Genomic DNA, 25,032 nt, shown 5'->3' with positions numbered 1-25,032 from the left:
GTTGGCCAGCGGCAGCTACCGTGCCGGCCCGGGCGAGTTCATCGGCGCCGGCTGGTCCTTGCAACTCGATCAACTGCGTTACCAGCAGTCGCACTGGCAGAGTGTCGGCGGTCTGCGCGCCTTGCCGGTAGGTGCGGTACTGGCCGAGTTCCCGGAATGGTCCGAGGCGCTGGCCGTACGGGGCAATGGTGAGCCGCTGCGCCTCAACGGCAAATGGGAGATCGGTGCTGACAATGCTGTCGGCAGTTCGCGAACGACCCTGCCGGTAGCGCGTATCCGGCTGTGGCGAGATCGCGGTGACCTGACGATTGGCAACTTGCCGCTGGGTCTCGAAGAGGGCACCTTGAGTCTGCTGGTCAGTGGCGGTCGTTGCCAAGGCCAGATCAAGCTGCGCGGCCAGCGGCTCGGCGAAATCGCCGTCGACTTCAGCGCTGCCAGTTCGCCCGATGCCTGGCTCGACCGGCAGGCGCCATGGCGTGGAGAACTGCGGCTGAATGCCCCGGATCTGGCCTGGGCCGGTCCGCTGGTTGGCGATGGCTGGCAACTCGGCGGTCGTCTGTCGGGCAGCATGCTGCTCGCCGGGACCCCGGCGCAGCCGCGCCTCAACGGCGAATGGCGTGGCGACGGGCTGGCTGTGCGCGCACTCGATCAGGGAGTGCGTCTGGAGCGCGGCAAGCTGCTGTTGCAATTGCGCAGTGAGGCCGAAACGGATGTTCGTCTGCTGCTCAAGGAGCTCTCATTCGAGAGTGAGTTGCAGCCGCTGCCGCGCGCCTTGCTGCTCGATTCCAGGATCGATGCCGGCAAGCTGCGCGCCGGACCTGGTCGCATCGAGGCCAGCGGCGAGCTGCGCGCAGGACATTCGGAGGGGGTTCTGAAACTGCGCGCGGAACGTCTGGGCGTGCTGCAGCGCCCGGATCAGTGGGTGCTCGTCTCCGGAGATGCAGAGCTGAAGCTCGGCGAGCGGGTGCTCGACGTCATCGGACGCTTGCAGCTCGACGCCGCTTACTGGGAGCTGGCCAGGAGCGGCACGCCGCAATTGTCGGATGACGTGCTGATCAAGCGTCCGGCTTCCGGTCAGGCGAAAGCTTCGGTGCCGGCGCGGCTGGTATCGCTGAACCTCGAAGCCGACCTCGGTCGCCACTTTCACTTCCGCGGCGCTGGCGTCGAAAGCCGTCTGGTGGGCGCCCTGAAGGTTCGCTCCGAAGGCAGCGGAGTGCCGCGCGCGATCGGTTCGATCCGTACCGAGGAGGGTCGTTTCGATGCTTATGGCCAGAAGCTCGATATCGAGCGCGGCATTCTCAACTTTCAGGGCCTGCTTGACAACCCTGGCCTCAATATCCGCGCCATGCGCAGCAATCTGCCGGTCGAGGCCGGCGTCGAAGTGACCGGAACAGCCAGGCGGCCAGTCGTGCGGCTGGTTTCCGACCCCGATGTGCCGGATGCCGAAAAACTGTCCTGGCTGGTCCTTGGACATGCCCCCGATCAACAGCGCGGGCAGGACACGTCGGTGTTGCTGGCCGCCGCGCAAACCATTCTCGGCGGTCAGGATGGCGGTCCGCTGAAGGCCGTGCAGCGGAGTCTGGGAATCGACGAGTTCGGCATCAGCAGAGGCCGGCTCGACGGATCAGGGCAGCGGCAGACCAGTCGGATTGCCAGTACGACCGGCTTTGGTACCAGTGACACCACCACCGGACAGATCGTCAGCATCGGCAAGCGCTTGTCGTCGAACATGCTGATCAGCTACGAGCAGTCACTCACCACGGCTGGCAGCATCGTCAAACTGACTGTCAACCTGAGCCGGAACTTCTCGTTCGCCGGCTACACCGGTTCCGCGACCGGACTGGACCTGCTCTGGAGTTACCGGTTCGGGCGCTGATGGAAAGGTTGCGTCAGCGACTCGCGAATCTCCCTTCTCCGACAATCAGGAGAAGGCCGGGGGTGAAGGTGCGAAATCGCGATTGACAGTGACTGCCCGGACTGGGCATACTGGCCAGGATATTTCTGAAGATTTCCCTTTCCCTTCCATTAACGGCAGCGCAGCACGTGGAATTCAAGATCACGGCAACGAAAGCGGCTAGCTGATGCAACAACGCATGCAAATTTCCGGTTTCATCCTCACGCTTGGCCTGAGCCTCGTTTCGGTGGACGCTCGCGCCAATATTTATGGCTATATTGACGAGCAGGGGGCAGCACATTTTGCCACCGAAAAGATTGATGCGCGTTATCAATTGTTCATGCGCGGCCAACAGTTCGATGCGGCTGACTCCACGGCGACTGGTCCGGCAAAGCCCGAACTGTTGCGCTATCTGTCGAAACATCCCAACCTGAAGAAATTCGAGCCATTGCTGAAAGTGGCCAGCAATGAATTTTCGATTGAGTTCGCCCTGCTCAAGGCCATCATGGCGGCCGAATCGGGTTTCAACCCCGGCGCGATTTCCCCCAGAGGTGCCATCGGTTTGATGCAGGTCATGCCGGCAACAGCCGAGCGCTATGGCTTGCAGGGCGACAAGAACAAGACCATCGAGCAGAAATTGGCCGACCCGGAAATCAATATTCGTTTGGGCGCGCGTTATCTGCGAGACCTTCACCGCATGTTCCCCAATCAGCAGGAATTGGTGCTTGCTTCCTATAATGCTGGCGAAGGCGCCGTGCAACAATACAGGAACAAGATTCCGCCTTACCCGGAAACACGCAACTACGTCCAGCTGGTTACCCAGATTTATCAACTGTATCAGGACAGACCCGCACCCAGAAAGGTCGAGGCGGCCGTATTTTCCGGTTCCGGGTACAACGCTAAACGAATCTACCTGACGATTCCGGGGCGTCGTAACCTGCTGGCATCGGCGGCAGCACATACGGAATGATCTGTTGTCCCACACCTTGCAAGGCATTCCTGAACATCTCGCGCCGTCACCCCGGTCGCAATGCTTGCAAGGGCTGGTGCGCAGCGACGCTGGCAATCGCCCGTGCAGAGCCGTCGGAAGAAAATTGGCGAGGACCTCGGATCAGCCAGCGCATGCACCGATCAGCAGGCCCCGCGGTAGACCAGGATGGGCGTCAAGGGCATCCCGCGCGGTCTCTCCGGCAGGTGTTTGGTGATGCGCCACAAAAATCCTGGTAGAGGTATAATCTTCTCTTGACAAAAAAATTTTTTGACAGATGTTTGGTTTGGCGTCAGAATTATGGGTTGTTAGTCGGAGGGATACCCAAGTGGCCAACGGGATCAGACTGTAAATCTGACGGCTCTGCCTTCGAAGGTTCGAATCCTTCTCCCTCCACAAGAGACGCCGCTGTCGGTGATGCTGTCAAATCGTTCTTCGAGCAATGCTTTTGCGGGTGTAGCTCAATGGTAGAGCTGAAGCCTTCCAAGCTTATGACGAGGGTTCGATTCCCTTCACCCGCTCCAGGTTGGCCGCAGAAATTTGCTTTAAGCTTCTCGAGCGATGCCCATGTAGCTCAGCGGTAGAGCACTCCCTTGGTAAGGGAGAGGTCGACAGTTCAATTCTGTCCATGGGCACCACCGTTTGGTGCTGTAGATTATTAACTTCTAATGTCTTGGGGACCGGTAAATGGCCAAGGGAAAATTTGAGCGTACGAAGCCGCACGTCAACGTGGGCACGATTGGGCACGTCGATCACGGGAAGACGACGCTGACGGCGGCGATCACGACGATTCTGGCGAAGAAATTTGGCGGTGTGGCCAAGGCCTACGACCAGATTGACGCGGCGCCCGAGGAAAAGGCGCGCGGGATCACGATCAACACGGCGCACGTCGAGTACGAGACGTCCAAGCGTCACTATGCGCACGTGGATTGCCCGGGGCACGCCGACTACATCAAGAACATGATTACCGGTGCGGCGCAGATGGACGGTGCGATTCTGGTGGTTTCGGCGGCGGATGGCCCGATGCCGCAGACGCGCGAGCACATTCTGCTGGCGCGGCAGGTGGGTGTGCCGTACGTGGTCGTTTATCTGAACAAGTGCGACATGGTGGACGACGCCGAGTTGCTTGAGCTGGTGGACATGGAAGTGCGCGAGCTGCTGTCCAAGTATGATTTTCCGGGTGACGACACGCCGATCGTTCAGGGTTCGGCGCTGAAGGCGCTGGAAGGCGATGCGGGTCCGCTGGGCGAGCAGTCGGTGATGGCGCTGGCGGATGCACTGGATGCCTACATTCCGACGCCGCAGCGGGCGATTGACAAGCCGTTTCTGCTGCCGATCGAAGATGTTTTCTCGATCTCCGGGCGGGGCACGGTGGTGACGGGTCGTGTTGAGCGGGGGGTCATCAAGGTGGGTGAAGAAGTCGAGATTGTCGGCATTCGGCCGACGGTCAAGACGATCTGCACCGGCGTTGAAATGTTCCGTAAATTGCTCGACCAGGGTCAGGCCGGCGACAACGTGGGCGTGCTGCTGCGAGGCACCAAGCGCGACGACGTTGAGCGCGGGCAGGTGTTGGCGAAGCCGGGTTCGATCAAGCCGCACACGCATTTCACCGGAGAGGTGTACTGCCTGTCGAAGGAAGAGGGGGGGCGCCATACGCCGTTCTTCAACAACTATCGCCCGCAGTTCTATTTCCGCACGACCGACGTGACGGGTGCCATCGCCATGCCGGAAGGGGTCGAGATGGTCATGCCGGGTGACAACGTGCAGATGACGGTCAAGCTGATTGCCCCGATTGCCATGGAAGAAGGTCTGCGCTTCGCGATCCGCGAAGGCGGTCGTACCGTCGGCGCCGGGGTGGTCGCGAAAATCATCGAGTAGTCGGGCACACACTTCAGGTGGAGCTGCTGTGGCTCCGCCGATCGCTCTTTGGAAAAAAAATGCATAGCCAGAAAATCCGTATCCGCCTGAAAGCCTTTGACTATCGCTTGATCGATCAGTCCGCCCAGGAAATTGTTGAAACCGCCAAGCGTACCGGCGCCGTCGTCCGCGGTCCGGTGCCGTTACCGACCCGCACCGAGCGTTTTGATATTCTGCGTTCGCCGCATGTTGACAAGACCTCGCGCGACCAGTTTGAAATCCGCACCCACCTGCGCTTGATGGATATCATCGACCCCACCGACAAGACAGTCGATGCCTTAATGAAGCTCGATCTTCCCGCTGGTGTTGACGTCGAAATTAAGTTGCAGTAAGCACCTACGAGCGGCTATAATCGCCGCCTTTCGTCGGGCAGTCACGTATAGTGGATGATGCCCGTTTTTTAGCAGCGCTCGCCGGCCAATCGTAGCCGGTCAGGGGAGAATAAACATGAGTCTAGGCCTTGTTGGGCGCAAGGTCGGCATGACGCGCATTTTTACCGAAGATGGTGTGAGTGTTCCGGTAACCGTGCTCGATGTGTCGAACAATCGCATCGCCCAAATCAAAACGCCGGAGAAAGACGGCTATTCGGTTGTGCAGGTGGCTTTCGGCAAGCGCCGCGCCTCGCGTGTGAATAAGCCCCTCGCCGGGCATCTTGCCAAAGCGGGTGTCGAGGCCGGGCACGTCTTGAAAGAGTTCCCCGTTGCCGCCGCCGACCTCGCTGCACTGCAGCCTGGTGACCAGATCAGCGTAAACATCTTCGCAGTCGGGCAAAAGGTTGATGTCACTGGTCAGACCATCGGCAAGGGCTTTTCGGGTGGAATCAAACGGCATCAATTCAGGTCTCAGGGTGCTGCTCACGGCAACTCGGTCTCGCATCAGGCGCTCGGTTCAACCGGGATGGCGCAGGATCCGGGTCGTGTTTTTCCGGGCAAGAAAATGGCGGGTCATCTGGGTGCTGTCAAACGTACTCAGCAAAACCTTGAGGTCGTTCGCGTTGATGCTGAACGCCAGTTGCTGTTGCTCAAGGGCGCGGTCCCCGGTTCCAAAGGGTCGGACGTGATCGTGCGTCCTGCAGTCAAGGCGGGGGCATAAATGGAACTCAAGTTGATCAACGAACAAGGCCTGGAAGCGAGTCGCCTTGAAGCTTCCGACACTCTGTTTGGCCGCGAATACAATGAAGCCCTGGTGCACCAGGTGTTGGTTGCTTACCAGGCAAATGGTCGGAGCGGCAACCGCGCCCAGAAAGGCCGGCAGGATGTCCGGCATACCACCAAGAAGCCGTGGCGCCAGAAAGGTACTGGTCGCGCCCGCGCTGGCATGTCTTCTTCACCGATCTGGCGAGGCGGTGGCCAAGTCTTCCCGAGCTCGCCGGACGAGAATTTTTCTCATAAGCTGAACCGCAAGATGTATCGCGCCGGGATGGCATCGATCCTCTCGCAGCTCGCTCGCGAGGATCGTCTGGCGGTGGTCGATAGGTTCACCATCGAAGCACCGAAAACGAAGATTTTTGCCTCCAAGATCAAAGGGATGGGCTACGATTCAGTGCTCCTGATCACGGATGATCTCGACGAAAACGTGTTCCTGGCAGCGCGCAATCTGCCGAACATTCTGGTTGTCGAGGTCCAGCAAGCAGACCCGGTATCGCTGGTCCAGTTCCGGAAAGTACTGATGACCAAAGGTGCACTCGCCAAGTTTGAGGAGATCCTGGGATGAATCAAGAACGTCTGATGCAAGTGTTGCTCGCTCCTCAGATCTCCGAAAAGGCCACCTTCGTTGCCGATAAACATGAGCAGGTGATCTTTCGTGTGGCATCCGATGCAACCAAGCCTGAGGTCAAGGGTGCCGTTGAGTTGCTGTTCAAGGTCTCGGTGAAGTCGGTACAGATCGCGAACGTCAAGGGCAAGCACAAGAAATTCGGCCGTAGGATGGGTCGCCGCAAGAACTGGAAAAAGGCCTACGTCTGCCTGCAGCCGGGCCAGGAGATTAATTTCGTCGATGGAGGAGGCGTCTGATGGCACTCGTCAAAGTCAAACCGACCTCGCCGGGACGCCGCGCCGTCATCCGGGTCGTAAACGCCGACCTGCACAAGGGCGAGCCTGTTGCCGCATTGCTCGAGCCACAATCAAAGAACGCTGGTCGCAATAACAACGGCCATGTCACGACACGGCACCAAGGCGGCGGGCATAAGCAGCACTATCGGCTGATTGATTTCAAGCGCAACAAGGACGGAGTTCCGGCCAAGGTCGAGCGCCTCGAGTACGATCCGAACCGGACCGCAAACATTGCCCTGCTTTGTTATGCTGATGGTGAGCGCCGCTACATCATCGCTCCGAAAGGCTTGGCCGTTGGCCAGCAGGTCTCGAGTGGTTCAGAAGCCCCGATCAAAACGGGCAATTCTTTGCCGATCCGTAATATTCCGGTTGGTACGACAATTCATTGCGTCGAAATGGTGCCGGGCAAGGGCGCGCAATTGGCACGATCCGCCGGCACCTCGGTACAGTTGTTGGCCCGTGAAGGTGTGCATGCGCAGATCCGCTTACGTTCCGGCGAGATTCGTCGAGTGCATGTCGAGTGCCGTGCAACCGTCGGCGAGGTGGGTAACGAAGAACATAGTCTACGTTCCATAGGCAAGGCCGGCGGCAACCGTTGGCGTGGTATTCGACCGACTGTCCGGGGTGTCGCGATGAATCCGATCGACCATCCGCACGGTGGCGGTGAAGGCAAGACAGCAGCAGGTATGCATCCGGTCAGTCCTTGGGGTACCAAGACCAAAGGTTATCGTACTCGTCGCAACAAGCGCACAACGTCGATGATCGTGCAGCGCCGCCAAAAACGCTAGAGGATAGATAACCATGGGACGTTCCGTTAAAAAGGGCCCGTTTGCTGATGCCCATCTGATTAAAAAAGTGAGCGTGGTGCGCGCGACAGGCGACAAGCGCCCGATCAAAACGTGGTCGCGCAGGTCCACCGTGCTGCCCGATTTCGTAGGCATCACCATTGCCGTTCATAACGGCAAGCAGCACGTGCCGGTGTACATCACCGAAAATATGGTTGGGCACAAGCTAGGCGAGTTTTCGCTGACCCGTACCTTCAAGGGCCACACCGCTGGCAAGAAGGCCAAGAAGTAAAGGAATGAATATGGAAACTCGTGCTGTTTTGCGTGGGGTTCGGCTGTCGACTCAGAAGGGTCGGCTGGTGGCCGATCAGATTCGCGGTTTACCGATCGATAAGGCGCTCAACATTCTGACATTCAGCCCAAAGAAAGGCGCCGCAATCATCAAGAAGGTGCTTGAGTCGGCTATCGCCAATGCCGAGCACAATGTCGGTGCCGATATTGACGAACTGAAGGTGAAGACTGTCTGTGTCGAAAAGGGCATGGTGCTCAAGCGCTTTACAGCGCGGGCCAAGGGGCGCGGCAACCGAATCGTCAAGCCGACCTGTCATGTGTTTCTGACCGTCGGCAACTGAGGAACAAGAATGGGACAAAAGATTCATCCTGCTGGTTTTCGTCTGGCTGTTACGCGTGATTGGTCGTCGCGGTGGTATGCCAACAGCAAGAACTTTGCCGGCATGCTCAACGAAGATGTTCGCGTTCGCGAATACTTGCGGAAAAAGCTGAAACATGCTTCGGTCGGGCGCATCCTTATCGAGCGTCCGGCTAAGAACGCACGTGTGACTGTATTTTCGGCTCGCCCAGGTGTGGTGATCGGCAAGAAGGGGGAAGAGATCGACCACTTGCGTGCGGCCCTGCAGAAGATCATGGGTGTCCCGGTGCATGTGAGTATCGAAGAAATCCGCAAGCCAGAACTGGATGCTCAGCTGATCGCCGACTCGATTACGCAGCAGCTTGAGAAGCGCATCATGTTCCGTCGAGCCATGAAACGGGCGATGCAGAATGCAATGCGGCTGGGCGCGCAGGGCATCAAGATCATGAGTTCCGGTCGCCTCAACGGAGTCGAAATTGCCCGGCGGGAATGGTATCGAGAAGGCCGCGTGCCGCTGCACACCTTGCGCGCTGATATTGACTACGCAACCTCGGAAGCGCTGACCACCTATGGCCTGATCGGCGTCAAGGTCTGGGTTTTCAAGGGCGAGATTCTCAATCGCCAGGAACCGACCGCTGTGTCTGCCGAACCGGCGCTTGATGATCGCCGGTCCCGCCGCTCCCCTCGTCTGGGTGAAGCGGCTGAGCGGCCGCGTACGGTAAGGACCAGACCCGACGGTCAGGAAGAGCTAGTGAAGGCCGAGGGCGCCGCTGCGGAAGCGAAGGCACCGGTGAAACGAGTAAGAAAGGCAGGAACCACAGATGCTGCAGCCAACTAGAAGAAAATACCGCAAAGAGCAGAAGGGCCGCAATACCGGCTTGGCGCTGCGTGGTGCCAAAGTAAGTTTTGGTGAGTACGGGCTTAAAGCGATTGGTCGCGGGCGGCTGACCGCTCGCCAGATTGAAGCGGCGCGGCGGGCCATGACTCGTCACATCAAGCGCGGTGGCCGGATATGGATCCGCATTTTCCCGGACAAACCGATATCAAAGAAACCTGCCGAAGTCCGGATGGGAAGCGGCAAGGGGAGTCCGGAGTACTACGTGGCCGAGATCAAGCCGGGCAAGGTTCTCTACGAGATGGATGGGGTTGCCGAAAGCCTGGCGCGTGAAGCGTTTGCGCTTGCTGCCGCGAAGCTGCCGATTCCAACGGTTTTCGTTACGCGTATGGTGGGTTGATCATGAAAGTCAGTGAACTCAGAGCAAAAACCGTCGACGAGTTGAACAAAGAATTGCTCGACTTGCTGAAAGCCCAGTTTGGCCTGCGCATGCAGCTTGCTACGCAGCAGTTGTCGAATAACAGTCAGATTGGCAAAGTGCGCCGCCAGATCGCGCGCGTGCGTACGCTTCTTCGTGAAAAGGCAGTTCAACAATGAGCGAGACCACCAGCAACACGCGTACCCTGGTCGGGCGCGTCGTCAGTGATCGAATGGAAAAGACCGTCACAGTGATCGTCGAACGTCGCGTCAAGCACGCCATGTATAACAAGATCATAATCCGTTCGAGCAAGTACCACGCACACAACGACAATAACCAGGCGAAAGTCGGCGATGTCGTTGAAATTCAAGAATCTCGTCCGCTTTCGAAGACCAAGACATGGATGGTCACGAAATTGCTGGAACGTGCCGTTGCGATTTAGGATTTGCTTTTGCTGGAAAATCCGCTATAATCCCTGGTTTTCTCGCGCTCGACGGCATGTTGAGCGTTCCTCCCCTCGCGGGTTCCAAGACTGACTGCTGCTACAGCGGGCCAAGTTGGAGTGACAGATGATTCAAGTGCAGAGTACTCTCGACGTGGCCGACAACACCGGCGCACGTTCGGTGATGTGTATCAAGGTGTTGGGCGGATCGAAGCGCCGCTATGCTGGTGTCGGCGACATTATCAAGGTCACTATCAAGGATGCGGCGCCGCGTGGGCGCGTCAAGAAGGGCGATGTCTATAGTGCCGTAGTGGTGCGTACCGCCAAGGGCGTTCGCCGCCCCGATGGGTCACTCGTCAGGTTTGACCACAATGCGGCTGTACTCCTGAATAACAAGATGGAGCCGATTGGCACGCGCATCTTTGGACCGGTGACACGCGAGTTGCGCGGTGACCGTTTCATGAAGATTGTGTCACTGGCGCCGGAAGTGCTGTAGGGAAGAAAGCGATGGAAAAGATTCGTAAGGGCGACGACGTCCTCGTCATTGCAGGTAAAGACAAGGGCAGGCGCGGAGCCGTGCTTCGCCGTACCGACGCCGAGCATGTTCTTGTCGAGGGTGTCAATCGCGCCAAGAAGCATGTCAAGCCGAATCCGGTCAAGGGTGTTGCCGGCGGTATTGTCGAAATGGAAATGCCGCTGCACATCTCGAATGTTGCGATCTACAACCCGGCGACCAGAAAAGCGGATCGTATCGGGTTCAAAACGCTTGAAGACAATACCAAGGTGCGTTTTTTCAAGTCGAATGGCGAAGTGTTGGGGGCCTAAGGAGTAGTCATGGCACGTTTGCTGGATTATTACAACACCACGGTGGTGGTCGAGTTGACCCGCAGGTTTGGGTACAAGTCAAGAATGGAAGTGCCGAGAATTACCAAGGTCACCCTGAACATGGGGGTGGGCGAAGCGGTCGCTGACAAGAAGGTTCTTGAGAACGCAATGAGCGACCTGGTCAAAATTGCCGGACAGAAGCCGGTGACCACCAAGGCCCGCAAGTCGATCGCCGGTTTCAAGATTCGTACGGGTTATCCGATCGGCTGCATGGTCACGCTTCGTGGTCCGCGCATGTTCGAGTTTATTGACCGCTTGGTGACTATTGCGCTGCCGCGGGTTCGCGACTTTCGCGGCATTTCCGGAAAAGGTTTCGATGGCCGTGGTAACTACAACATGGGCCTCAAGGAGCAAATCATCTTTCCTGAAATCGAGTACGACAGGATTGATGCGCTGCGAGGCATGAACATCAGTGTCACGACTACGGCCAAGACCGATGAAGAGGCGCGTGCCTTGCTTGGCGCGTTTAAATTTCCCTTCAGGAACTGAGACGAAATGGCGAAACTTGCTGTGATCAACCGTGGTGAAAAGCGGCGCAAGATGGTTGAGAAGTATGCCAAAAAGCGTGCCGAGCTGATGGCTGTCGTATCCGACCAGGGTCGTTCTGTGGAAGAGCGCTTCGAGGCTCGCTTGAAAGTGCAGGCGTTGCCACGCAATGCCAGTCCAGTCAGGCTCCGTAATCGCTGCTTGCTCACCGGTCGTCCGCGTGGCGTATTCCGGAAATTTGGTTTGGGTCGTGGCAAGCTGCGCGATTTCGTGATGCAAGGCGAGGTGCCGGGAATGATCAAGGCTAGCTGGTAGGCAGGAGATAACATAATGAGTATGAGTGATCCGATCAGCGACATGCTGACACGCATCCGAAATGCCCAGATGGCAAGCAAGGGCTCCGTCGCCATGCCGTCTTCCAAGGTAAAGATCGCCATTGCCCAGGTCTTGAAAGACGAGGGCTATGTTGAGGACTTTGCTGTAAATCCGAATGACGGTAAGCCGGTTCTTGAGATTGGTCTGAAATATTACGCCGGCCGGCCGGTGATCGAACGCATCGATCGTGTTTCGAGGCCGGGCCTTCGCATTTACCGAGGTGTCAGTGATATTCCGCAGGTCATGAATGGGCTGGGGGTGGCGATTGTGTCGACCCCCAAGGGCGTTATGACTGATCGTAAGGCGCGCGCTAGCCATGTTGGTGGCGAAGTGCTGTGCTTCGTCGCGTAAGGGTTAGCCATGTCCCGCGTTGCAAAGAAACCAATTGTTCTCCCGCCGGGTGTCACCGTCGATCTTTCGGAAAAATTCATCTCGGTCAAAGGTCCGCTAGGATCTCTCGATTTTGCCTCCCACCCGGCGGTGACCGTCGAACAGCAAGGCGACAGCCTGCTGTGCAAACCTGTCGCTGGGGTGGCGCAATCGGATGCGCTGTCCGGAACCATGCGTGCCGTGGTTGCCAATATGGTCACCGGAGTCAGCCAGGGGTTTGAGCGTAAGCTCAACCTGGTTGGCGTTGGCTATCGCGCTCAGGTGCAAGGCGATACGCTCAACCTGAGCCTCGGGTTTTCGCATCCCGTTGTTTACCAGTTACCAAACGGCATCAGTGCCACGGTGCCGACGCAGACCGAGATTGTGATCAAGGGAGTTGACCGGCAACTTGTTGGCCAGGTCGCGGCAGAGGTTCGCGCCTATCGCAAGCCGGAGCCCTACAAGGGCAAGGGCGTGCGTTATGCGGACGAAGTGGTCGTGATCAAGGAAACGAAGAAGAAAAAGTAAGGGTGCTCAGATGATTGACAAAAAACAGGCGCGTTTGCGCAGATCTCGCCAGACCCGTGCCAAGATTGCCGAACTCAAAGCAGTACGTTTGTCGGTTCACCGCAGCAACTGCCATATCTATGCACAGGTGATTTCTGTTTGCGGGACGCGGGTTCTGGCAGCGGCATCGTCGCTGGAGCCGGAAGTGCGCAAGAGTCTGCCCAACGGGGGGGACATCAGTGCGGCAAAAACGATCGGTCAATTGATCGCTGAACGCGCAAAACAAGTCGGAATTGACCAGGTGGCGTTTGATCGTTCCGGTTTCCGGTACCACGGGCGGATCAAGGCGCTGGCAGATGCGGCGCGTGAAGCCGGTCTCAAGTTCTGATCGCACGGCAAAGAATTGGAGTAATCAATGGCCAAACCGCAAAGCAGGAAACCTCAGCATGCCGAAAAGCCTGACGACGGCATGCGTGAGAAGATGATCTCGATCAACCGCGTGACCAAGGTGGTGAAAGGCGGTCGCATCCTCGGTTTTGCCGCACTTACCGTGGTGGGTGACGGTGACGGTCGGGTGGGAATGGGCAAGGGGAAGTCGCGAGAAGTTCCGGTGGCAGTCCAGAAGGCCATGGAAGAGGCGCGCCGGAATCTGATCAAGGTCAGTCTCCGGAGTGGGACCTTGCAGCACACGGTCGTTGGTCATCATGGGGCGTCGAGAGTGATGATGCAACCGGCACCCGAGGGTACCGGGATCATTGCCGGCGGCGCCATGCGGGCGGTTTTCGACGTGATTGGCATGACCAATGTGGTCGCTAAGGCGCACGGGTCGACCAATCCTTACAATATTGTCCGGGCGACAATCAATGGTTTGCAGGCGATGACCACGCCGGCCGAGGTTGCCGCCAAACGAGGCAAGACCGTTGCCGAAATCCTGGAGTGAGCCATGTCTGAGAAGAAAGTGAAAGTGACGCTTGTCAGGAGCCTGATCGGTACCAAGGAATCGCATCGCGCAACGGTACGCGGTTTGGGGCTTCGGCGTTTGAATAGTACTTCGCTCCTTGAAGATACGCCGGCGGTCCGCGGGATGATCAACAAGGTTTCGTACCTCCTGAAGTGCGAGGGCTGAGATGGAACTGAATACTGTTCAACCCGCCAAGGGGGCACGAACCGATAGAAAGCGTGTCGGCCGGGGTATCGGCTCGGGTTTTGGCAAGACTTGTGGCCGAGGCCACAAGGGTCAGAAATCGCGTGCCGGCGGCTTCCAGAAAGTGGGCTTTGAAGGCGGACAGATGCCGCTGCAGCGCCGTCTGCCCAAACGTGGGTTCAAGTCGATGACCAATGCCCGGAATGCCGAGGTCCGTTTGTCGGAAATTGCGCGTTTGCCGGTCGATGAAATCGATTTGGCAACGTTGATACAGGCCAATCTGGTCTCGCAACATGCGCTGTCGGCGAAGGTGGTCCTCTCCGGCGAAATCAACCGTAAGCTTACCCTCAAGGGTGTAGGGGCAACCGCTGGCGCTCGTGCAGCGATCGAAGCTGCCGGCGGCAGCGTTTCGGAATAAGGGGTGGCCTTTTTTGGTAACTAGTTCCAACACGGTCAGCAAGGGGGGAAAGTTCGGCGATCTGAAACGTCGGCTGTGGTTCCTGCTTGGTGCCTTGGTCGTGTATCGGATCGGCGCGCATATCCCGGTTCCGGGCATTGACGCCCAGACCTTGAGCATGCTGTTCAACAATCAGCAGGGTGGCATTCTGGGAATGTTCAACATGTTCTCGGGCGGAGCACTTTCCCGTTTTACGATCTTTGCACTCGGGATCATGCCGTATATTTCCGCATCGATCATCATGCAATTGATGACTCATGCCAGCCCGCAACTCGAGGCGCTGAAAAAGGAAGGTGAAGCCGGGCGTCGCAAGATCACGCAGTACACGCGCTACGGAACGGTTTTTCTCGCCTTGTTCCAGGGAATTGGTATTGCTATTGCGGTCGAATCACAACCTGGATTGGTGATTGAACCGGGCATGCTGTTTCGCTTCGTGACGGTAACCACACTGGTTACCGGTACAATGTTTCTGATGTGGTTGGGGGAGCAGGTGACCGAACGCGGGCTCGGGAATGGGATCTCGATCATCATCTTCGCGGGGATCGCAGCCGGATTGCCAAATGCGATAGGCGGCCTCCTTGAGTTGGTCCGCACCGGTGCCATGCATCCTCTGACGGCAATCGTGATTTGCATACTGGTCGTTCTGGTAACCGCGTTTGTCGTTTTCGTTGAACGGGGACAGCGCAAGATCCTGGTCAACTACGCGAAACGTCAGGTGGGTAACAAGATTTATGGTGGACAGAGTTCGCACCTGCCGTTGAAACTGAACATGGCTGGTGTGATCCCGCCGATCTTTGCTTCGTCGATCATCCTATTTCCGGCAACGATCGCCGGCTGGTTTGGCTCTGGAGAGTCGGTGCGTTGGCTGAAGGACATTGCGGATGCGCTATCTCCGGGGCAACCGATTTATGTGATGTTGTATGCTGCGGCGATCATCTTTTTTTGCTTTTTCTATACGGCGCTAGTGTTCAATTCCAAGGAAACTGCCGACAACCTGAAGAGAAGCGGAGCATTCGTTCCCGGGATTCGGCCGGGTGATCAGACCGCACGCTACATCGACAAGATCCTGATGCGACTGACCTTGGTGGGTGCGGGCTATATCACCATCGTCTGCCTGTTACCAGAGTTTCTGATCCTGAAATGGAACGTGCCGTTCTACTTTGGCGGTACCTCCCTCCTGATCATTGTCGTCGTCACCATGGATTTCATGACCCAGGTGCAGGCGTATGCCATGTCGCACCAGTACGAGAGCCTGTTGAAAAAGGCTAACTTCAAAGGCTCACCGGCGAAATAGAATGGCCAAGGAAGACTTGATTGAAATGCAGGGAGAGGTTATCGAGAACCTTCCCAATGCCACTTTCAGGGTGAAGCTCGAAAACGGCCATGTCGTGCTGGGTTTCATTTCAGGGAAGATGCGCATGCACTACATTCGCATCCTGCCAGGCGACAGGGTGACCGTACAGTTGACACCATATGATCTGAGTCGTGCACGCATCGTTTTCCGCGCCAAGTAAATGGTATGGTTTTTAGAAGAATCTACGATCTACGCAACAACCCGACGAAAGGCAGGCTGCGCCTCAGGCCGGGAAATCAGGAGTGAATCATGAAAGTGCTGGCATCTGTGAAACGCATCTGCCGCAAGTGCAAGATTATTCGGCGCCATGGCATTGTGCGTGTGATCTGTACGGATCGACGTCACAAGCAGCGTCAGGGTTAATCGCTGCAACCCACCATGGTGAGTTGTCAGTCGGTTGAAGGCATAAACATTAAGTTTCGATTATTTGGGGTGAATCGATGGCACGCATCGCAGGTGTAAACCTCCCGAACCACCAGCATGCCGAGATCGCATTAACTGCCATCTACGGTATCGGACGTCCGCGCGCGCAGAAAATCTGTGATGCTGCTGGAGTTCTACGTTCAACGAAAATGAAGGACCTGACTGAGGCTGAGCTGGAGCGTTTGCGCGACCAGATCGGAAAATTCAGTGTCGAGGGTGACCTGCGTCGCGAAGTCACGATGAGCATCAAGCGCTTGATGGACTTGGGCTGCTATCGCGGCCTTCGTCACCGCAAGGGCTTGCCGTCGCGTGGCCAGCGGACGCGAACCAATGCGCGTACTCGCAAGGGCCCGCGGAAGCCGATCGCCGGCAAGAAATGATTAGGAACTAGGACCAGACCATGGCCAAGACTGCTGCAAAAGTTCGTAAAAAAGTCAAGATCAGAAAGAATGTCGCTGAAGGAGTGGCTCATATCCACGCTTCGTTCAACAATACGATCATCACCATCACCGACCGCCAGGGTAACGCGCTGTCTTGGGCAACTTCGGGTGGCGCCGGCTTCAAGGGTTCACGCAAGAGTACACCTTTTGCTGCACAGGTTGCCGCTGAAGCTGCCGGTCGGGTTGCCGTTGAGTGTGGCGTCAAGAACCTCGAAGTCCGCATCAAGGGTCCTGGCCCCGGGCGGGAATCGTCGGTGCGTGCGCTTAATGCGCTCGGGATGAAGATCACTGCGATTACCGATGTCACGCCGATCCCGCATAACGGATGTCGGCCACCCAAGAAGCGTCGGATTTAAGGAGGAAAATAGTGGCTCGCAATCTCGATCCGAAGTGCCGCCAGTGCCGCCGTGAAGGCGAAAAGTTGTTCCTTAAGGGAGAAAAGTGCTTCACCGACAAGTGCGCGATCGAACGTCGTTCGTATGCACCCGGTCAGCATGGCCAGAAGTCCGGGCAGCGCTTGTCCGACTACGGTGTTCACCTGCGGGAAAAGCAGAAGATTCGGCGTATCTATGGCGTTCTTGAAGGGCAGTTTCGCAAGGTTTACAAAGAGGCTGACCGTCGCAGGGGTGTGACCGGTGAAGTGCTGCTGCAATTGCTGGAGGCTCGTCTCGATAGCGTTTGCTACCGCATGGGCTTCGCGGCGTCGCGCGCGGAGTCACGCCAGGTGGTTAGACACAATGGCGTTCTCGTTAACGGTCAGCGTGTAAACATTCCGTCATACCAGGTTCGTCCAGGTGATGTCATTGAAGTCTGCGAGAAGACGAAAGCACACCTTCGCGTCAAGGCAGCTCTGGCCGCTGCCGAAACTCGGGGTTTCCCCGAGTGGGTTGAAGTGGATGCCAAGGCTGCAAAGGGCACCTATAAGGCGCACCCGGAGCGTAGTGAACTGCCGCCGACGATCAACGAGAGTCTCGTCATCGAACTCTACTCGAAGTAGTAGCAGCGAGGCTTGACCGAATCAGGCAAAGGGACAGTACATGCAAAGCAGTGGACTATTTAAACCGCGCATCATCGATGTGCAGAGCTTGTCGCCGGTGCATGCACGAGTGGTCATGGAGCCGTTTGAACGCGGTTACGGGCACACTTTGGGCAATGCGCTACGCCGGATTCTGCTGTCATCAATGCCTGGCTATGCACCGACCGAGGTCAGCATCGAAGGCGTATTGCATGAATACTCGACAATTGATGGTGTTCAGGAGGATGTGGTGGATATCCTCTTGAACCTCAAGGGGGTCGTCTTCAAGCTGCACAATCGGGAAGAGGTCATCCTGCAACTTCGCAAGGAAGGCAAGGGGGTTGTTCGGGCTGCTGACATCAATGTCTCTCACGATGTCGAGATCATCAATCCCGAGCATGTCATCGCCCACCTCTCTGCTGGCGGTAAGCTGGCAATGGAAATGAAAATCGAGCGGTCGCGGGGTTATGTGGCGGGCAACCTGCGTGAGATTGGTGGTGATGGCAGCAAGAATATCGGCAAGCTGGTCCTCGACGCATCATTTAGTCCGGTGCGCCGGGTCAGCTACGCGGTCGAGAGCGCGCGGGTCGAACAGCGAACCGATCTGGACAAGCTGATCATGGACATCGAGACCAACGGTGCCATTGATCCGGAGGAAGCCATTCGGACAGCCGCGCGCATCCTGATGGAGCAGCTTTCGGTATTCGCCGACCTCGCCGGGACGGCGTTGCCCATTGAGTATCAGAAGACGGTGCAGGTTGATCCGCTGCTGCTGCGTCCGGTGGATGACTTGGAGCTGACGGTTCGTTCGGCCAACTGTCTGAAGGCGGAAAACATCTATTACATTGGTGATCTGATCCAGCGCACCGAGAATGAGTTGCTCAAGACGCCCAATCTGGGCCGCAAGTCGCTGAATGAAATCAAGGAAGTGCTGGCCGCACGCGGTCTGACACTGGGCATGAAGCTTGAGAACTGGCCTCCCGCCGGCCTCGAGAAGTGAGCAGCCGGACAAGAACAGGAAGGAATTGATATGCGTCACCGTTTGGGTCTCCGTAAACTGAATCGTACCAGCGCCCATCGTCTGGCGATGTTGCGTAACATGACCGTTTCCTTGCTTCGTGAAGAAGCCATCAAGACCACCTTGCCGAAAGCCAAGGAACTTCGGCGCGTCATTGAGCCGATCATTACCCTTGGCAAGAAGCCGAATCTCGCCAACCGTCGCTTGGCCTTTGACCGGCTGCGCGATCGGGAGATGGTGGTCAAGGTGTTCGACGAACTTGGACCGCGTTATGCAACCCGCAACGGTGGCTATCTGCGGATTCTGAAGTGTGGTTTCCGAGACGGCGACAATGCGCCGATGGCGTTTGTCGAGTTGATGGATCGGCCGGAAGGCAGTGCTGTCACCGAATAGGCGCCAGCCGCGGACGGTAGGTACATGAGCAAGAGCCAGGCTGGGCCTGGCTTTTTTTCGCTGGCAGCTAATTAACGGCGTATTGCGGGCGATTCGGTTGCGACGGCTTCACCGGACTCCTCCAGCTGTTGCAAGGCCCACATTTGCGCGTACAGGCCGCCAGCGTCGAGCAGTTTGAGGTGTGAGCCGCGTTCGACGATACGACCGGCATCCATCACCAGGATCTCGTCGGCATTCATGATCGTCGATAGGCGATGGGCGATCACCAGCGTCGTGCGGTTGCGCGCCGCGTTGTCGAGACTCGACTGGATGGCTTTTTCGGTTTTCGAGTCGAGTGCCGAAGTCGCTTCATCGAAGATCAGCACCTGCGGGTTCTTGAGCAGCGCCCGAGCGATGGCAACACGCTGTTTTTCTCCTCCCGAGAGTTTTAGTCCGCGTTCGCCCACACGCGTTTCGTAGCCATCGGGGAGCAATTCGATGAACCCCGCGAGCTGTGCCGCGGTAGCTGCGGCAAGCACCTGTTCGCGGCTAGCTTCAGGCCGGCCGTACTGAATGTTGTAGTAAATCGTGTCATTGAACAACACGGTATCCTGCGGCACAATGCCGATGACTGCACGCAGGCTTGCCTGGGTGAGCTGGCGCAGATCGTACCCGTTGATTCGGACATGACCGCTGCTGATGTCGTAGAAGCGGTAGAGCAGTCGTGCCAGGGTCGATTTTCCGGAGCCGGACTCGCCGACCACAGCGAGGGTGCGCCCGGCCGGAATCACAAAATCAACGCCGTACAGAATCTGTCGGTTGGTTTCGTAGAAAAAGTCCACATTGGAAAAGCGGACCTCCATCGGACCAGTAGCCGGCAGGGCCATGGCGTCCGACGCATCGGCGATGTCCCGGTGCACTGCGAGCAGGCCGAACATGCGCTCGATGTCCGCCAGTGACTGGCGAATTTCGCGGTACACCACGCCGAGGAAGTTCAGTGGCATGTAGAGTTGGATCAGGAAGGCGTTGACCAGTACCAGATCGCCGAGGGTCATCGAGCCCGCGACCACACCACTGGCTGCGCGCCACATCATCGCCGTGACCCCCAAAGCAATGATGATCTGTTGGCCGAGGTTCAGCCAGGACAGGGAGACTTGGCTTCTGGTCGCTGCGTCTTCCCACAGGTGCATCTGCTGATCGTAACGGCGGGCCTCATACTCCTCATTGTTGAAGTACTTGACCGTTTCGTAGTTGAGCAGGCTGTCGATGGCGCGAGTATTTGCTGCCGAGTCCATCTCGTTGAGTTTTCGGCGAATGGCGATCCGCCAGTTGCTGACCTTGACCGTGAATACCACATAGGCCGACAGCGAAGCCAGGGTGATCAGGACAAAGGCACTGTCGTACCTGACCAAGAGGATGACCAGGACGAGTGTGATTTCGACCAGGGTCGGCAGAATCGAATAGAGTGTGTAGCTGATCAGACTCGAGATCGATCGGCTGCCGCGCTCGATATCGCGTGAAACGCCACCGGTCTGCCTTTGCAGATGAAAGCGCAGAGAGAGCTCGTGCAGGTGTCGGAAGACCTCCAGCGCGATCCGGCGTACGGCGCGTTGCGTGACACGGGCAAAGAGAATCTCGCGCAACTCCGTGAACAGCGAGGTCGAAAAACGCAGCGTTCCGTAGAGCAGAAGCAGCAGAGTGGGCAAGGCGAGTGCCTGTTGCGTGCTGCTCAGCCCGTCGATCATCTCCTTGAAAACTAGCGGCACGCAGACGTTGGCCAGTTTTGCACTGAACAAACACGAGAGGGCAAGGAAGACTCGCCATTTGTATTGCCAAAGATAGGGCAGCAACTTGTGGAGGGTCAACCAGAGATGACTGTCGGCGGCCGCGGATTGCTCGGCTACAGGGTAGTGGGAGGCGGCTCGGCGCATGGCTTTGGCGTATCGATCGGGTGACTGATCACTGGAGTATGCCCTGTTGTCGAGTGAGGTCTCAAGGTTCGATGGAGAAAGCGGCAAAAAACGGCAAAAAAAAACTTGCATTCGGGAGGCGATGGCCCTAACATCAAAACGAACGTTTGAACGATGTGTGGTTGTCAGTCATTCGAAGCGCACACTTCAGCATTTCATGGGTCAGCGAGCGATTCTATGTCCGATCAAAAAAACACAAGCGATACTCGTGAGCGCATCCTGGACATCGCCGAACGCCTGTTCATGGACAACGGCTACGAAGCGACGTCGATGCGGGCCATCACCAGCGCCGCGGAAGTCAACCTGGCGGCGGTGAACTACCATTTCGGTTCGAAAGAGGCATTGTTGTGTGAGGTCTTCCGGCGTCGGCTGACCTGGCTGAACCACCAGCGCCTGCAGGCCCTCGACAAGCTTGAAGCGCAGGCTGCCGGCGCACCGCTCAAACCGTCGCAGATACTTGAAGCGTTTTTCGGTACCCTGTTGCGGATGGGGGAGGACCCGTCACTCGGTGGCATGACCTTTCTGCGTCTGCTCGGGCGAACCCTGACCGAGCCGGCCGAGTTCATTCGCACCTTTTTTGCCGGTGAGTATGCGCAAGTGATTGATCGCTACAAGCGGGCCCTATTTCGTGCCTTGCCGGACGTTCCAAAAGCGGAGATTGTCTGGCGCCTGCATTTCATGCTGGGCGCCATGTCTTACGCAATTGCCGGAACCGACGTGCTGCAGGTCGTCACCGGCTGCGAAGTGGGAGATCTCGCAGGTGAAGGCGGTTGTGACGACCCGGCCGATACGGTGCTGGCCAGACGCTTGGCAGAACGGCTGATGCCATTCCTGCTCGGTGGCCTGCGGGCACCCTTGCCCCAGTTTAAACAACAAGAACCGTCTTCAAAGACGGTCTGATATTCCAGGGACAAGCGCCAAGCGCAAGGTCCAATATACAACCACCCAGGACCAGCAATAGGAGAAGCAGCAATGATCACAACGGTCGTCTCGATCATCGCCGGTATCATACTGGTGAGTCTGGTCGTGCTATTCGGTGTTCGCCCCTTGCGGCGAGCACTGATCAGCCGGCCAATTTTCAATACCTACAAACGGATTCTGCCACAGATGTCGGATACCGAGCGCGTCGCGCTCGAGGCCGGAACGGTGTGGTGGGACGGCGAACTGTTCCGCGGTAATCCCGACTGGAACAAACTGCTCGCCTATCCGGTGCCGAAACTCAAGCCCGAAGAGCAGTCCTTCATGGACAACGAGGTCGAGCAGGCCTGTGCGTTGGTGGATGACTGGCAGGTAACGAACGAATTATACGATCTGCCCCCACAGGCATGGCAGTTCATCAAGGATAAGGGCTTCCTCGGGATGATCATCCCGAGGAAGTATGGCGGTCTCGAATTCTCGGCCTATGCTCACTCGCAGATCGTCACCAAACTGTCGACGCGTTGTTCGGCGTTGTCGGTGTCGGTGATGGTGCCCAACTCGCTCGGTCCTGCCGAACTGTTGCTGCACTACGGAACCGAAGCACAGAAGAACCACTACCTGCCACGATTGGCCAAGGGGATCGAGATTCCTGCCTTCGCACTGACCAGCCCCTGGGCCGGTTCAGACGCCGGCTCGATCCCCGACGTCGGCATTGTCTGCAAGGGCATGTGGCAGGGCAGGGAAGTGCTCGGCATGCGGGTGACTTGGGACAAGCGTTATATCACCCTCGGTCCGGTATGCACCATCCTCGGCCTGGCTTTCCATCTCTACGATCCGGATGGCCTGCTTGGCAGCAGGAAGCATCTCGGCATCACCTGCGCGCTGGTGCCGCGCGACACTCCGGGCGCAGAAATCGGTCGTCGCCACTTCCCGCTCAACGCCATGTTCATGAATGGCCCGACGCGCGGCAAGGACGTCTTCATGCCGCTCGACTACGTGATCGGTGGTCCGGCGATGGTGGGCCAAGGCTGGAGGATGCTGATGGAGTGTCTGGCGGCTGGCCGTTCGATTTCGCTGCCGTCGTCAAACGCCGGCATGGCGCAACTGACGGCTCGAACGGTTGGTGCCTACGCGCGCGTTCGCAGTCAGTTCAAAATGGCGATCGGGCGCTTCGAAGGCGTTGAAGAGCCGCTGACGCGCATCGGTGCCTACACCTATATGATGAATGCCGTGCGCACGATGACGGCGGGTGCCATCGACCTCGGCGAGAAGCCATCGGTAGTCTCGGCAATTGCCAAATACCATGTCACCGAGCGCGCCCGCCAGGTCGTCAATGACGGCATGGATATCGTCGGCGGCAAGGGAATCTGTCTCGGACCATCGAACTTCATTGGCCGTGCCTATCAGCAGCTGCCGATCGGGATTACCGTCGAAGGGGCGAACATCCTGACGCGCAGCATGATCCTGTTTGGCCAGGGAGCCATTCGCTGTCATCCGTATGTCCTCAAGGAGATGAAATCGGCTTTCAACCCGGATGCGGAACAGGGTCTGCGCGATTTCGACAAGGCCTTTTTCGGTCACCTCGTGTTCACCATCGGACATGCTTTCGGGGCGTTGAGGAAGGGCCTGACCGGATCGCATTTCGTCTCCGTGCCAGCCAATGTCGCTCCAGAAACCCGGCGCTACTACCAACAGCTGACGCGTTTTGCTTCGGCTTTCGCCTTCCTTGCCGACATTTCGATGCTGGTTCTGGGCGGTGAATTGAAGCGCCGGGAAAAGCTCTCGGCACGGCTCGGCGACATCCTGTCGATGCTGTATCTGTGCTCGGCAACGCTCAAGCGCTATGAGTCGGAAGGGCGTCAGCAGGCCGATGCACCGCTGATGCACTGGGCGATGTGGGATGCGATGTACAAGGCGCAGATGGCGTTCGACGGGGTGATTGCCAATTTCCCGGTGCGCTGGATCGCGCGTATGCTCTACCGTCTCGTCTTCCCCCTCGGTCACCCATACGACGTGCCCTCGGACCGGATTGGTCATCAGGTGGCAAAGTTGCTGATCGAACCATCGGCCGCACGCGACCGCCTGACCGCCGAATCCTATCTGCCCAAGGTCGAAAGCGAAGCCGTCGGCGCACTCGAACTGGCGTTGGCGGCAACCATTGCCGCCGAACCGATCGAAGCCAAGATTCGCGCTGCTGAAAAGAGTGGCGTACTGACCGACAATCCTGATGCCAACGTCCGCGACCTGGCGCATGCGGCTTTTGCCGCAGGCATCGTTACCGCGGCAGACTACGCCGTGCTCAAGAGGCGTAACGAACTGCGCGACATCGTCATTCGTGTCGACGATTTTCCGCATGACCTCGGGCATGTGCGGCAACAGCCGCTGCTGCACAAAGCCGCCTAGACCGCCGGTCAAAGAGCCCTGGAAGGTGCGGAGCAGTTGTTTCGTGCCTTCTGTATTTGGCAGAAGGAGAACCCGTGGGATTCCAGCCCGTGTATGTCGTCGATGGCGCGAGAACGCCTTTTCTCAAAGGGCGCAATGCGCCCGGGCCGTTTGCGGCGAGCGATCTGGCAGTGCAGGCCGGACGCGCACTGCTGATCCGCCAGCCGTTTTTGCCGAGCGACCTTGATGAGGTCATTCTTGGTTGTGTCAGTCCGTCGCCCGATGAAGTCAACATCGGCCGTCTCGTCGCTCTGCGTCTGGGTTGCGGCCATCAGGTACCGGCCTGGACAGTGATGCGCAACTGCGCCAGCGGCATGCAGGCGATCGACTCGGCGATGGTCAACATTCAGAATGGACGTTCGCATCTGGTGCTTGCCGGTGGCGTCGACGCGCTGTCGCATGCGCCGCTGTTGTACAACGAAACGATGGTGCGCTGGTTTGCACAGATGATGCAGGCTCGGACGCTCACGCAGAAGATCGGCATGTTTACCCGGCTACGTTTGTCGCAGGCGCTGTCACCGGTAATCGGCCTGTTGAAAGGTCTGACCGACCCGGTGGTTGGTCTGCTGATGGGGCAGACCGCCGAAAACCTTGCCTGGCGCTTCGGTATTTCACGCCAGCAGATGGACGAATACAGCGTTCGCAGCCACCAGCGTGCTGCCGCCGCGCGCACCTCCGGACACCTTGGCGAGATCGTTCCGCTGGTTGACGGCAAGGGCAAGGTCTATAGCGATGATGACGGGGTGCGTGCCGATTCGAGCATGGCTGGACTCGCCAAGCTCAAGCCGTTTTTTGACCGCAAGTATGGCCGCGTGACTCCGGGTAACAGCTCGCAAATCACCGACGGGGCCGCGTGGCTGCTCCTGGCATCGGCGGCC

36 protein-coding genes and 3 tRNA genes are annotated in these 25,032 nt (G+C 57.9%); 38 read left to right on the top strand and 1 reads right to left on the bottom strand.

The annotated features are described in order from the left end of the window. The 35 genes from CAPSK01_RS06335 to rplQ all read left to right on the top strand — a co-directional run. Positions 1 to 1,876, top strand: a 1,876-nt coding sequence (locus tag CAPSK01_RS06335; protein ID WP_273703193.1) for a translocation/assembly module TamB domain-containing protein, incomplete at its 5' end; no start/stop codon positions are given. A 205-nt stretch (positions 1,877 to 2,081) separates the two neighbouring features. Then, on the top strand, positions 2,082 to 2,864 hold the full coding sequence (locus CAPSK01_RS06330; protein WP_034923838.1) for a lytic transglycosylase domain-containing protein: 783 nt from the start codon (positions 2,082 to 2,084) through the stop codon (positions 2,862 to 2,864). Between the two features lie 332 nt (positions 2,865 to 3,196). Next, a tRNA-Tyr gene (locus CAPSK01_RS06325) sits at positions 3,197 to 3,278 on the top strand. Positions 3,279 to 3,332: 54 nt separating this feature from the next. Further along, positions 3,333 to 3,406: transfer RNA gene (locus CAPSK01_RS06320), tRNA-Gly, on the top strand. 39 nt (positions 3,407 to 3,445) lie between these two features. Next, positions 3,446 to 3,520, top strand: a tRNA-Thr gene (locus CAPSK01_RS06315). Between the two features lie 49 nt (positions 3,521 to 3,569). After that, positions 3,570 to 4,760 (top strand): elongation factor Tu, encoded by a 1,191-nt coding sequence (tuf, locus tag CAPSK01_RS06310; RefSeq protein WP_034923834.1) that lies wholly within the window; start codon positions 3,570 to 3,572, stop codon positions 4,758 to 4,760. Between the two features lie 59 nt (positions 4,761 to 4,819). Then, complete coding sequence (gene rpsJ / locus CAPSK01_RS06305; protein ID WP_034923830.1) at positions 4,820 to 5,131, top strand: 30S ribosomal protein S10; 312 nt, start codon at positions 4,820 to 4,822, stop codon at positions 5,129 to 5,131. Between the two features lie 115 nt (positions 5,132 to 5,246). After that, positions 5,247 to 5,891, top strand: coding sequence for a 50S ribosomal protein L3 (gene rplC / locus CAPSK01_RS06300; RefSeq protein ID WP_034923827.1), 645 nt, complete (start codon positions 5,247 to 5,249; stop codon positions 5,889 to 5,891). Further along, positions 5,892 to 6,512 carry a 50S ribosomal protein L4 gene (gene rplD, locus CAPSK01_RS06295; protein WP_034923824.1) on the top strand — a complete coding sequence of 207 codons (621 nt, stop codon included), beginning with the start codon at positions 5,892 to 5,894 and terminating at the stop codon, positions 6,510 to 6,512. Next, positions 6,509 to 6,811, top strand: a complete 303-nt coding sequence (gene rplW / locus CAPSK01_RS06290) for a 50S ribosomal protein L23 (protein WP_273703192.1) — start codon at positions 6,509 to 6,511, stop codon at positions 6,809 to 6,811. The genes rplD and rplW overlap by 4 nt, the downstream gene beginning before the upstream one ends. Continuing rightward, positions 6,811 to 7,638 carry a 50S ribosomal protein L2 gene (rplB, locus tag CAPSK01_RS06285; protein ID WP_034923820.1) on the top strand — a complete coding sequence of 276 codons (828 nt, stop codon included), beginning with the start codon at positions 6,811 to 6,813 and terminating at the stop codon, positions 7,636 to 7,638. The genes rplW and rplB overlap by 1 nt, the downstream gene beginning before the upstream one ends. Before the next feature lie 13 nt (positions 7,639 to 7,651). After that, entirely contained in the window at positions 7,652 to 7,927 is a 276-nt protein-coding gene (rpsS, locus tag CAPSK01_RS06280) for a 30S ribosomal protein S19 (RefSeq protein WP_034923817.1), read from the top strand. A gap of 10 nt (positions 7,928 to 7,937) precedes the next feature. Beyond that, on the top strand, positions 7,938 to 8,267 hold the full coding sequence (gene rplV, locus CAPSK01_RS06275) for a 50S ribosomal protein L22 (protein WP_034923814.1): 330 nt from the start codon (positions 7,938 to 7,940) through the stop codon (positions 8,265 to 8,267). A gap of 9 nt (positions 8,268 to 8,276) precedes the next feature. After that, positions 8,277 to 9,122, top strand: coding sequence for a 30S ribosomal protein S3 (rpsC, locus tag CAPSK01_RS06270; RefSeq protein WP_034923811.1), 846 nt, complete (start codon positions 8,277 to 8,279; stop codon positions 9,120 to 9,122). Next, positions 9,106 to 9,519 (top strand): 50S ribosomal protein L16, encoded by a 414-nt coding sequence (gene rplP, locus CAPSK01_RS06265; protein ID WP_034923808.1) that lies wholly within the window; start codon positions 9,106 to 9,108, stop codon positions 9,517 to 9,519. Before rpsC ends, rplP begins: the two co-directional genes overlap by 17 nt. Positions 9,520 to 9,521: 2 nt before the next feature. Next, positions 9,522 to 9,716: a 50S ribosomal protein L29 gene (rpmC, locus tag CAPSK01_RS06260; RefSeq protein WP_034923805.1), complete on the top strand. Its 195-nt coding sequence runs from the start codon at positions 9,522 to 9,524 to the stop codon at positions 9,714 to 9,716. After that, entirely contained in the window at positions 9,713 to 9,979 is a 267-nt protein-coding gene (gene rpsQ, locus CAPSK01_RS06255) for a 30S ribosomal protein S17 (RefSeq protein WP_034923800.1), read from the top strand. The genes rpmC and rpsQ overlap by 4 nt, the downstream gene beginning before the upstream one ends. A 127-nt stretch (positions 9,980 to 10,106) precedes the next feature. After that, positions 10,107 to 10,475, top strand: coding sequence for a 50S ribosomal protein L14 (rplN, locus tag CAPSK01_RS06250; protein ID WP_034914334.1), 369 nt, complete (start codon positions 10,107 to 10,109; stop codon positions 10,473 to 10,475). A gap of 11 nt (positions 10,476 to 10,486) precedes the next feature. Next, positions 10,487 to 10,804: a 50S ribosomal protein L24 gene (gene rplX / locus CAPSK01_RS06245; protein ID WP_034923797.1), complete on the top strand. Its 318-nt coding sequence runs from the start codon at positions 10,487 to 10,489 to the stop codon at positions 10,802 to 10,804. A gap of 9 nt (positions 10,805 to 10,813) precedes the next feature. Then, a complete protein-coding gene (rplE, locus tag CAPSK01_RS06240) occupies positions 10,814 to 11,353 on the top strand; it encodes a 50S ribosomal protein L5 (protein ID WP_034923794.1) in 540 nt (179 codons plus the stop codon). A 6-nt stretch (positions 11,354 to 11,359) separates the two neighbouring features. Beyond that, positions 11,360 to 11,665 (top strand): 30S ribosomal protein S14, encoded by a 306-nt coding sequence (gene rpsN, locus CAPSK01_RS06235; protein WP_034923792.1) that lies wholly within the window; start codon positions 11,360 to 11,362, stop codon positions 11,663 to 11,665. Positions 11,666 to 11,680: 15 nt separating this feature from the next. Next, on the top strand, positions 11,681 to 12,076 hold the full coding sequence (rpsH, locus tag CAPSK01_RS06230) for a 30S ribosomal protein S8 (RefSeq protein WP_034923789.1): 396 nt from the start codon (positions 11,681 to 11,683) through the stop codon (positions 12,074 to 12,076). A gap of 9 nt (positions 12,077 to 12,085) precedes the next feature. Continuing rightward, positions 12,086 to 12,622 carry a 50S ribosomal protein L6 gene (rplF, locus tag CAPSK01_RS06225; RefSeq protein ID WP_034923786.1) on the top strand — a complete coding sequence of 179 codons (537 nt, stop codon included), beginning with the start codon at positions 12,086 to 12,088 and terminating at the stop codon, positions 12,620 to 12,622. Positions 12,623 to 12,635: 13 nt separating this feature from the next. Continuing rightward, entirely contained in the window at positions 12,636 to 12,989 is a 354-nt protein-coding gene (gene rplR, locus CAPSK01_RS06220; protein ID WP_273703203.1) for a 50S ribosomal protein L18, read from the top strand. Between the two features lie 27 nt (positions 12,990 to 13,016). Then, positions 13,017 to 13,541 (top strand): 30S ribosomal protein S5, encoded by a 525-nt coding sequence (gene rpsE, locus CAPSK01_RS06215; RefSeq protein ID WP_034923780.1) that lies wholly within the window; start codon positions 13,017 to 13,019, stop codon positions 13,539 to 13,541. Between the two features lie 3 nt (positions 13,542 to 13,544). Beyond that, on the top strand, positions 13,545 to 13,727 hold the full coding sequence (rpmD, locus tag CAPSK01_RS06210; protein ID WP_034923777.1) for a 50S ribosomal protein L30: 183 nt from the start codon (positions 13,545 to 13,547) through the stop codon (positions 13,725 to 13,727). Position 13,728: 1 nt separating this feature from the next. Further along, positions 13,729 to 14,163 (top strand): 50S ribosomal protein L15, encoded by a 435-nt coding sequence (gene rplO / locus CAPSK01_RS06205; RefSeq protein WP_034923774.1) that lies wholly within the window; start codon positions 13,729 to 13,731, stop codon positions 14,161 to 14,163. A 13-nt stretch (positions 14,164 to 14,176) separates the two neighbouring features. Continuing rightward, positions 14,177 to 15,496 carry a preprotein translocase subunit SecY gene (gene secY, locus CAPSK01_RS06200; protein ID WP_034923770.1) on the top strand — a complete coding sequence of 440 codons (1,320 nt, stop codon included), beginning with the start codon at positions 14,177 to 14,179 and terminating at the stop codon, positions 15,494 to 15,496. 1 nt (position 15,497) lies between these two features. After that, a complete protein-coding gene (infA, locus tag CAPSK01_RS06195) occupies positions 15,498 to 15,716 on the top strand; it encodes a translation initiation factor IF-1 (RefSeq protein ID WP_034923767.1) in 219 nt (72 codons plus the stop codon). Between the two features lie 89 nt (positions 15,717 to 15,805). After that, positions 15,806 to 15,919, top strand: coding sequence for a 50S ribosomal protein L36 (rpmJ, locus tag CAPSK01_RS06190; protein WP_034923764.1), 114 nt, complete (start codon positions 15,806 to 15,808; stop codon positions 15,917 to 15,919). A 77-nt stretch (positions 15,920 to 15,996) separates the two neighbouring features. Further along, positions 15,997 to 16,359 carry a 30S ribosomal protein S13 gene (rpsM, locus tag CAPSK01_RS06185; protein ID WP_034923761.1) on the top strand — a complete coding sequence of 121 codons (363 nt, stop codon included), beginning with the start codon at positions 15,997 to 15,999 and terminating at the stop codon, positions 16,357 to 16,359. A 20-nt stretch (positions 16,360 to 16,379) separates the two neighbouring features. Continuing rightward, positions 16,380 to 16,775, top strand: a complete 396-nt coding sequence (rpsK, locus tag CAPSK01_RS06180) for a 30S ribosomal protein S11 (protein ID WP_034910014.1) — start codon at positions 16,380 to 16,382, stop codon at positions 16,773 to 16,775. An 11-nt stretch (positions 16,776 to 16,786) separates the two neighbouring features. Next, positions 16,787 to 17,416: a 30S ribosomal protein S4 gene (gene rpsD, locus CAPSK01_RS06175; RefSeq protein WP_034923758.1), complete on the top strand. Its 630-nt coding sequence runs from the start codon at positions 16,787 to 16,789 to the stop codon at positions 17,414 to 17,416. 40 nt (positions 17,417 to 17,456) lie between these two features. Then, positions 17,457 to 18,434: a DNA-directed RNA polymerase subunit alpha gene (rpoA, locus tag CAPSK01_RS06170; RefSeq protein WP_034923755.1), complete on the top strand. Its 978-nt coding sequence runs from the start codon at positions 17,457 to 17,459 to the stop codon at positions 18,432 to 18,434. A gap of 30 nt (positions 18,435 to 18,464) precedes the next feature. Further along, positions 18,465 to 18,845 (top strand): 50S ribosomal protein L17, encoded by a 381-nt coding sequence (gene rplQ, locus CAPSK01_RS06165; protein ID WP_034923752.1) that lies wholly within the window; start codon positions 18,465 to 18,467, stop codon positions 18,843 to 18,845. A 71-nt stretch (positions 18,846 to 18,916) separates the two neighbouring features. On the opposite strand, the gene CAPSK01_RS06160 is transcribed toward rplQ, so the two are convergent. Then, a complete protein-coding gene (locus CAPSK01_RS06160) occupies positions 18,917 to 20,755 on the bottom strand; it encodes an ABC transporter ATP-binding protein/permease (RefSeq protein WP_034924083.1) in 1,839 nt (612 codons plus the stop codon). 216 nt (positions 20,756 to 20,971) lie between these two features. Here CAPSK01_RS06160 and CAPSK01_RS06155 point away from each other — a divergent pair, with 216 nt between their 5' ends. From CAPSK01_RS06155 to CAPSK01_RS06145, 3 genes are all read left to right on the top strand, one after another. Continuing rightward, positions 20,972 to 21,694, top strand: coding sequence for a TetR/AcrR family transcriptional regulator (locus tag CAPSK01_RS06155; protein ID WP_034923749.1), 723 nt, complete (start codon positions 20,972 to 20,974; stop codon positions 21,692 to 21,694). A 72-nt stretch (positions 21,695 to 21,766) separates the two neighbouring features. Continuing rightward, positions 21,767 to 24,115 (top strand): acyl-CoA dehydrogenase, encoded by a 2,349-nt coding sequence (locus CAPSK01_RS06150; protein WP_034923745.1) that lies wholly within the window; start codon positions 21,767 to 21,769, stop codon positions 24,113 to 24,115. A 74-nt stretch (positions 24,116 to 24,189) separates the two neighbouring features. After that, on the top strand, positions 24,190 to 25,032 hold an 843-nt coding region (locus tag CAPSK01_RS06145; protein ID WP_273703191.1), incomplete at its 3' end, for an acetyl-CoA C-acyltransferase.

Origin of the sequence: Candidatus Accumulibacter vicinus (assembly GCF_000584955.1) — a bacterium.
Lineage (GTDB): Bacteria > Pseudomonadota > Gammaproteobacteria > Burkholderiales > Rhodocyclaceae > Accumulibacter > Accumulibacter vicinus.
This window is presented reverse-complemented; position numbering and strand designations above follow the sequence as displayed.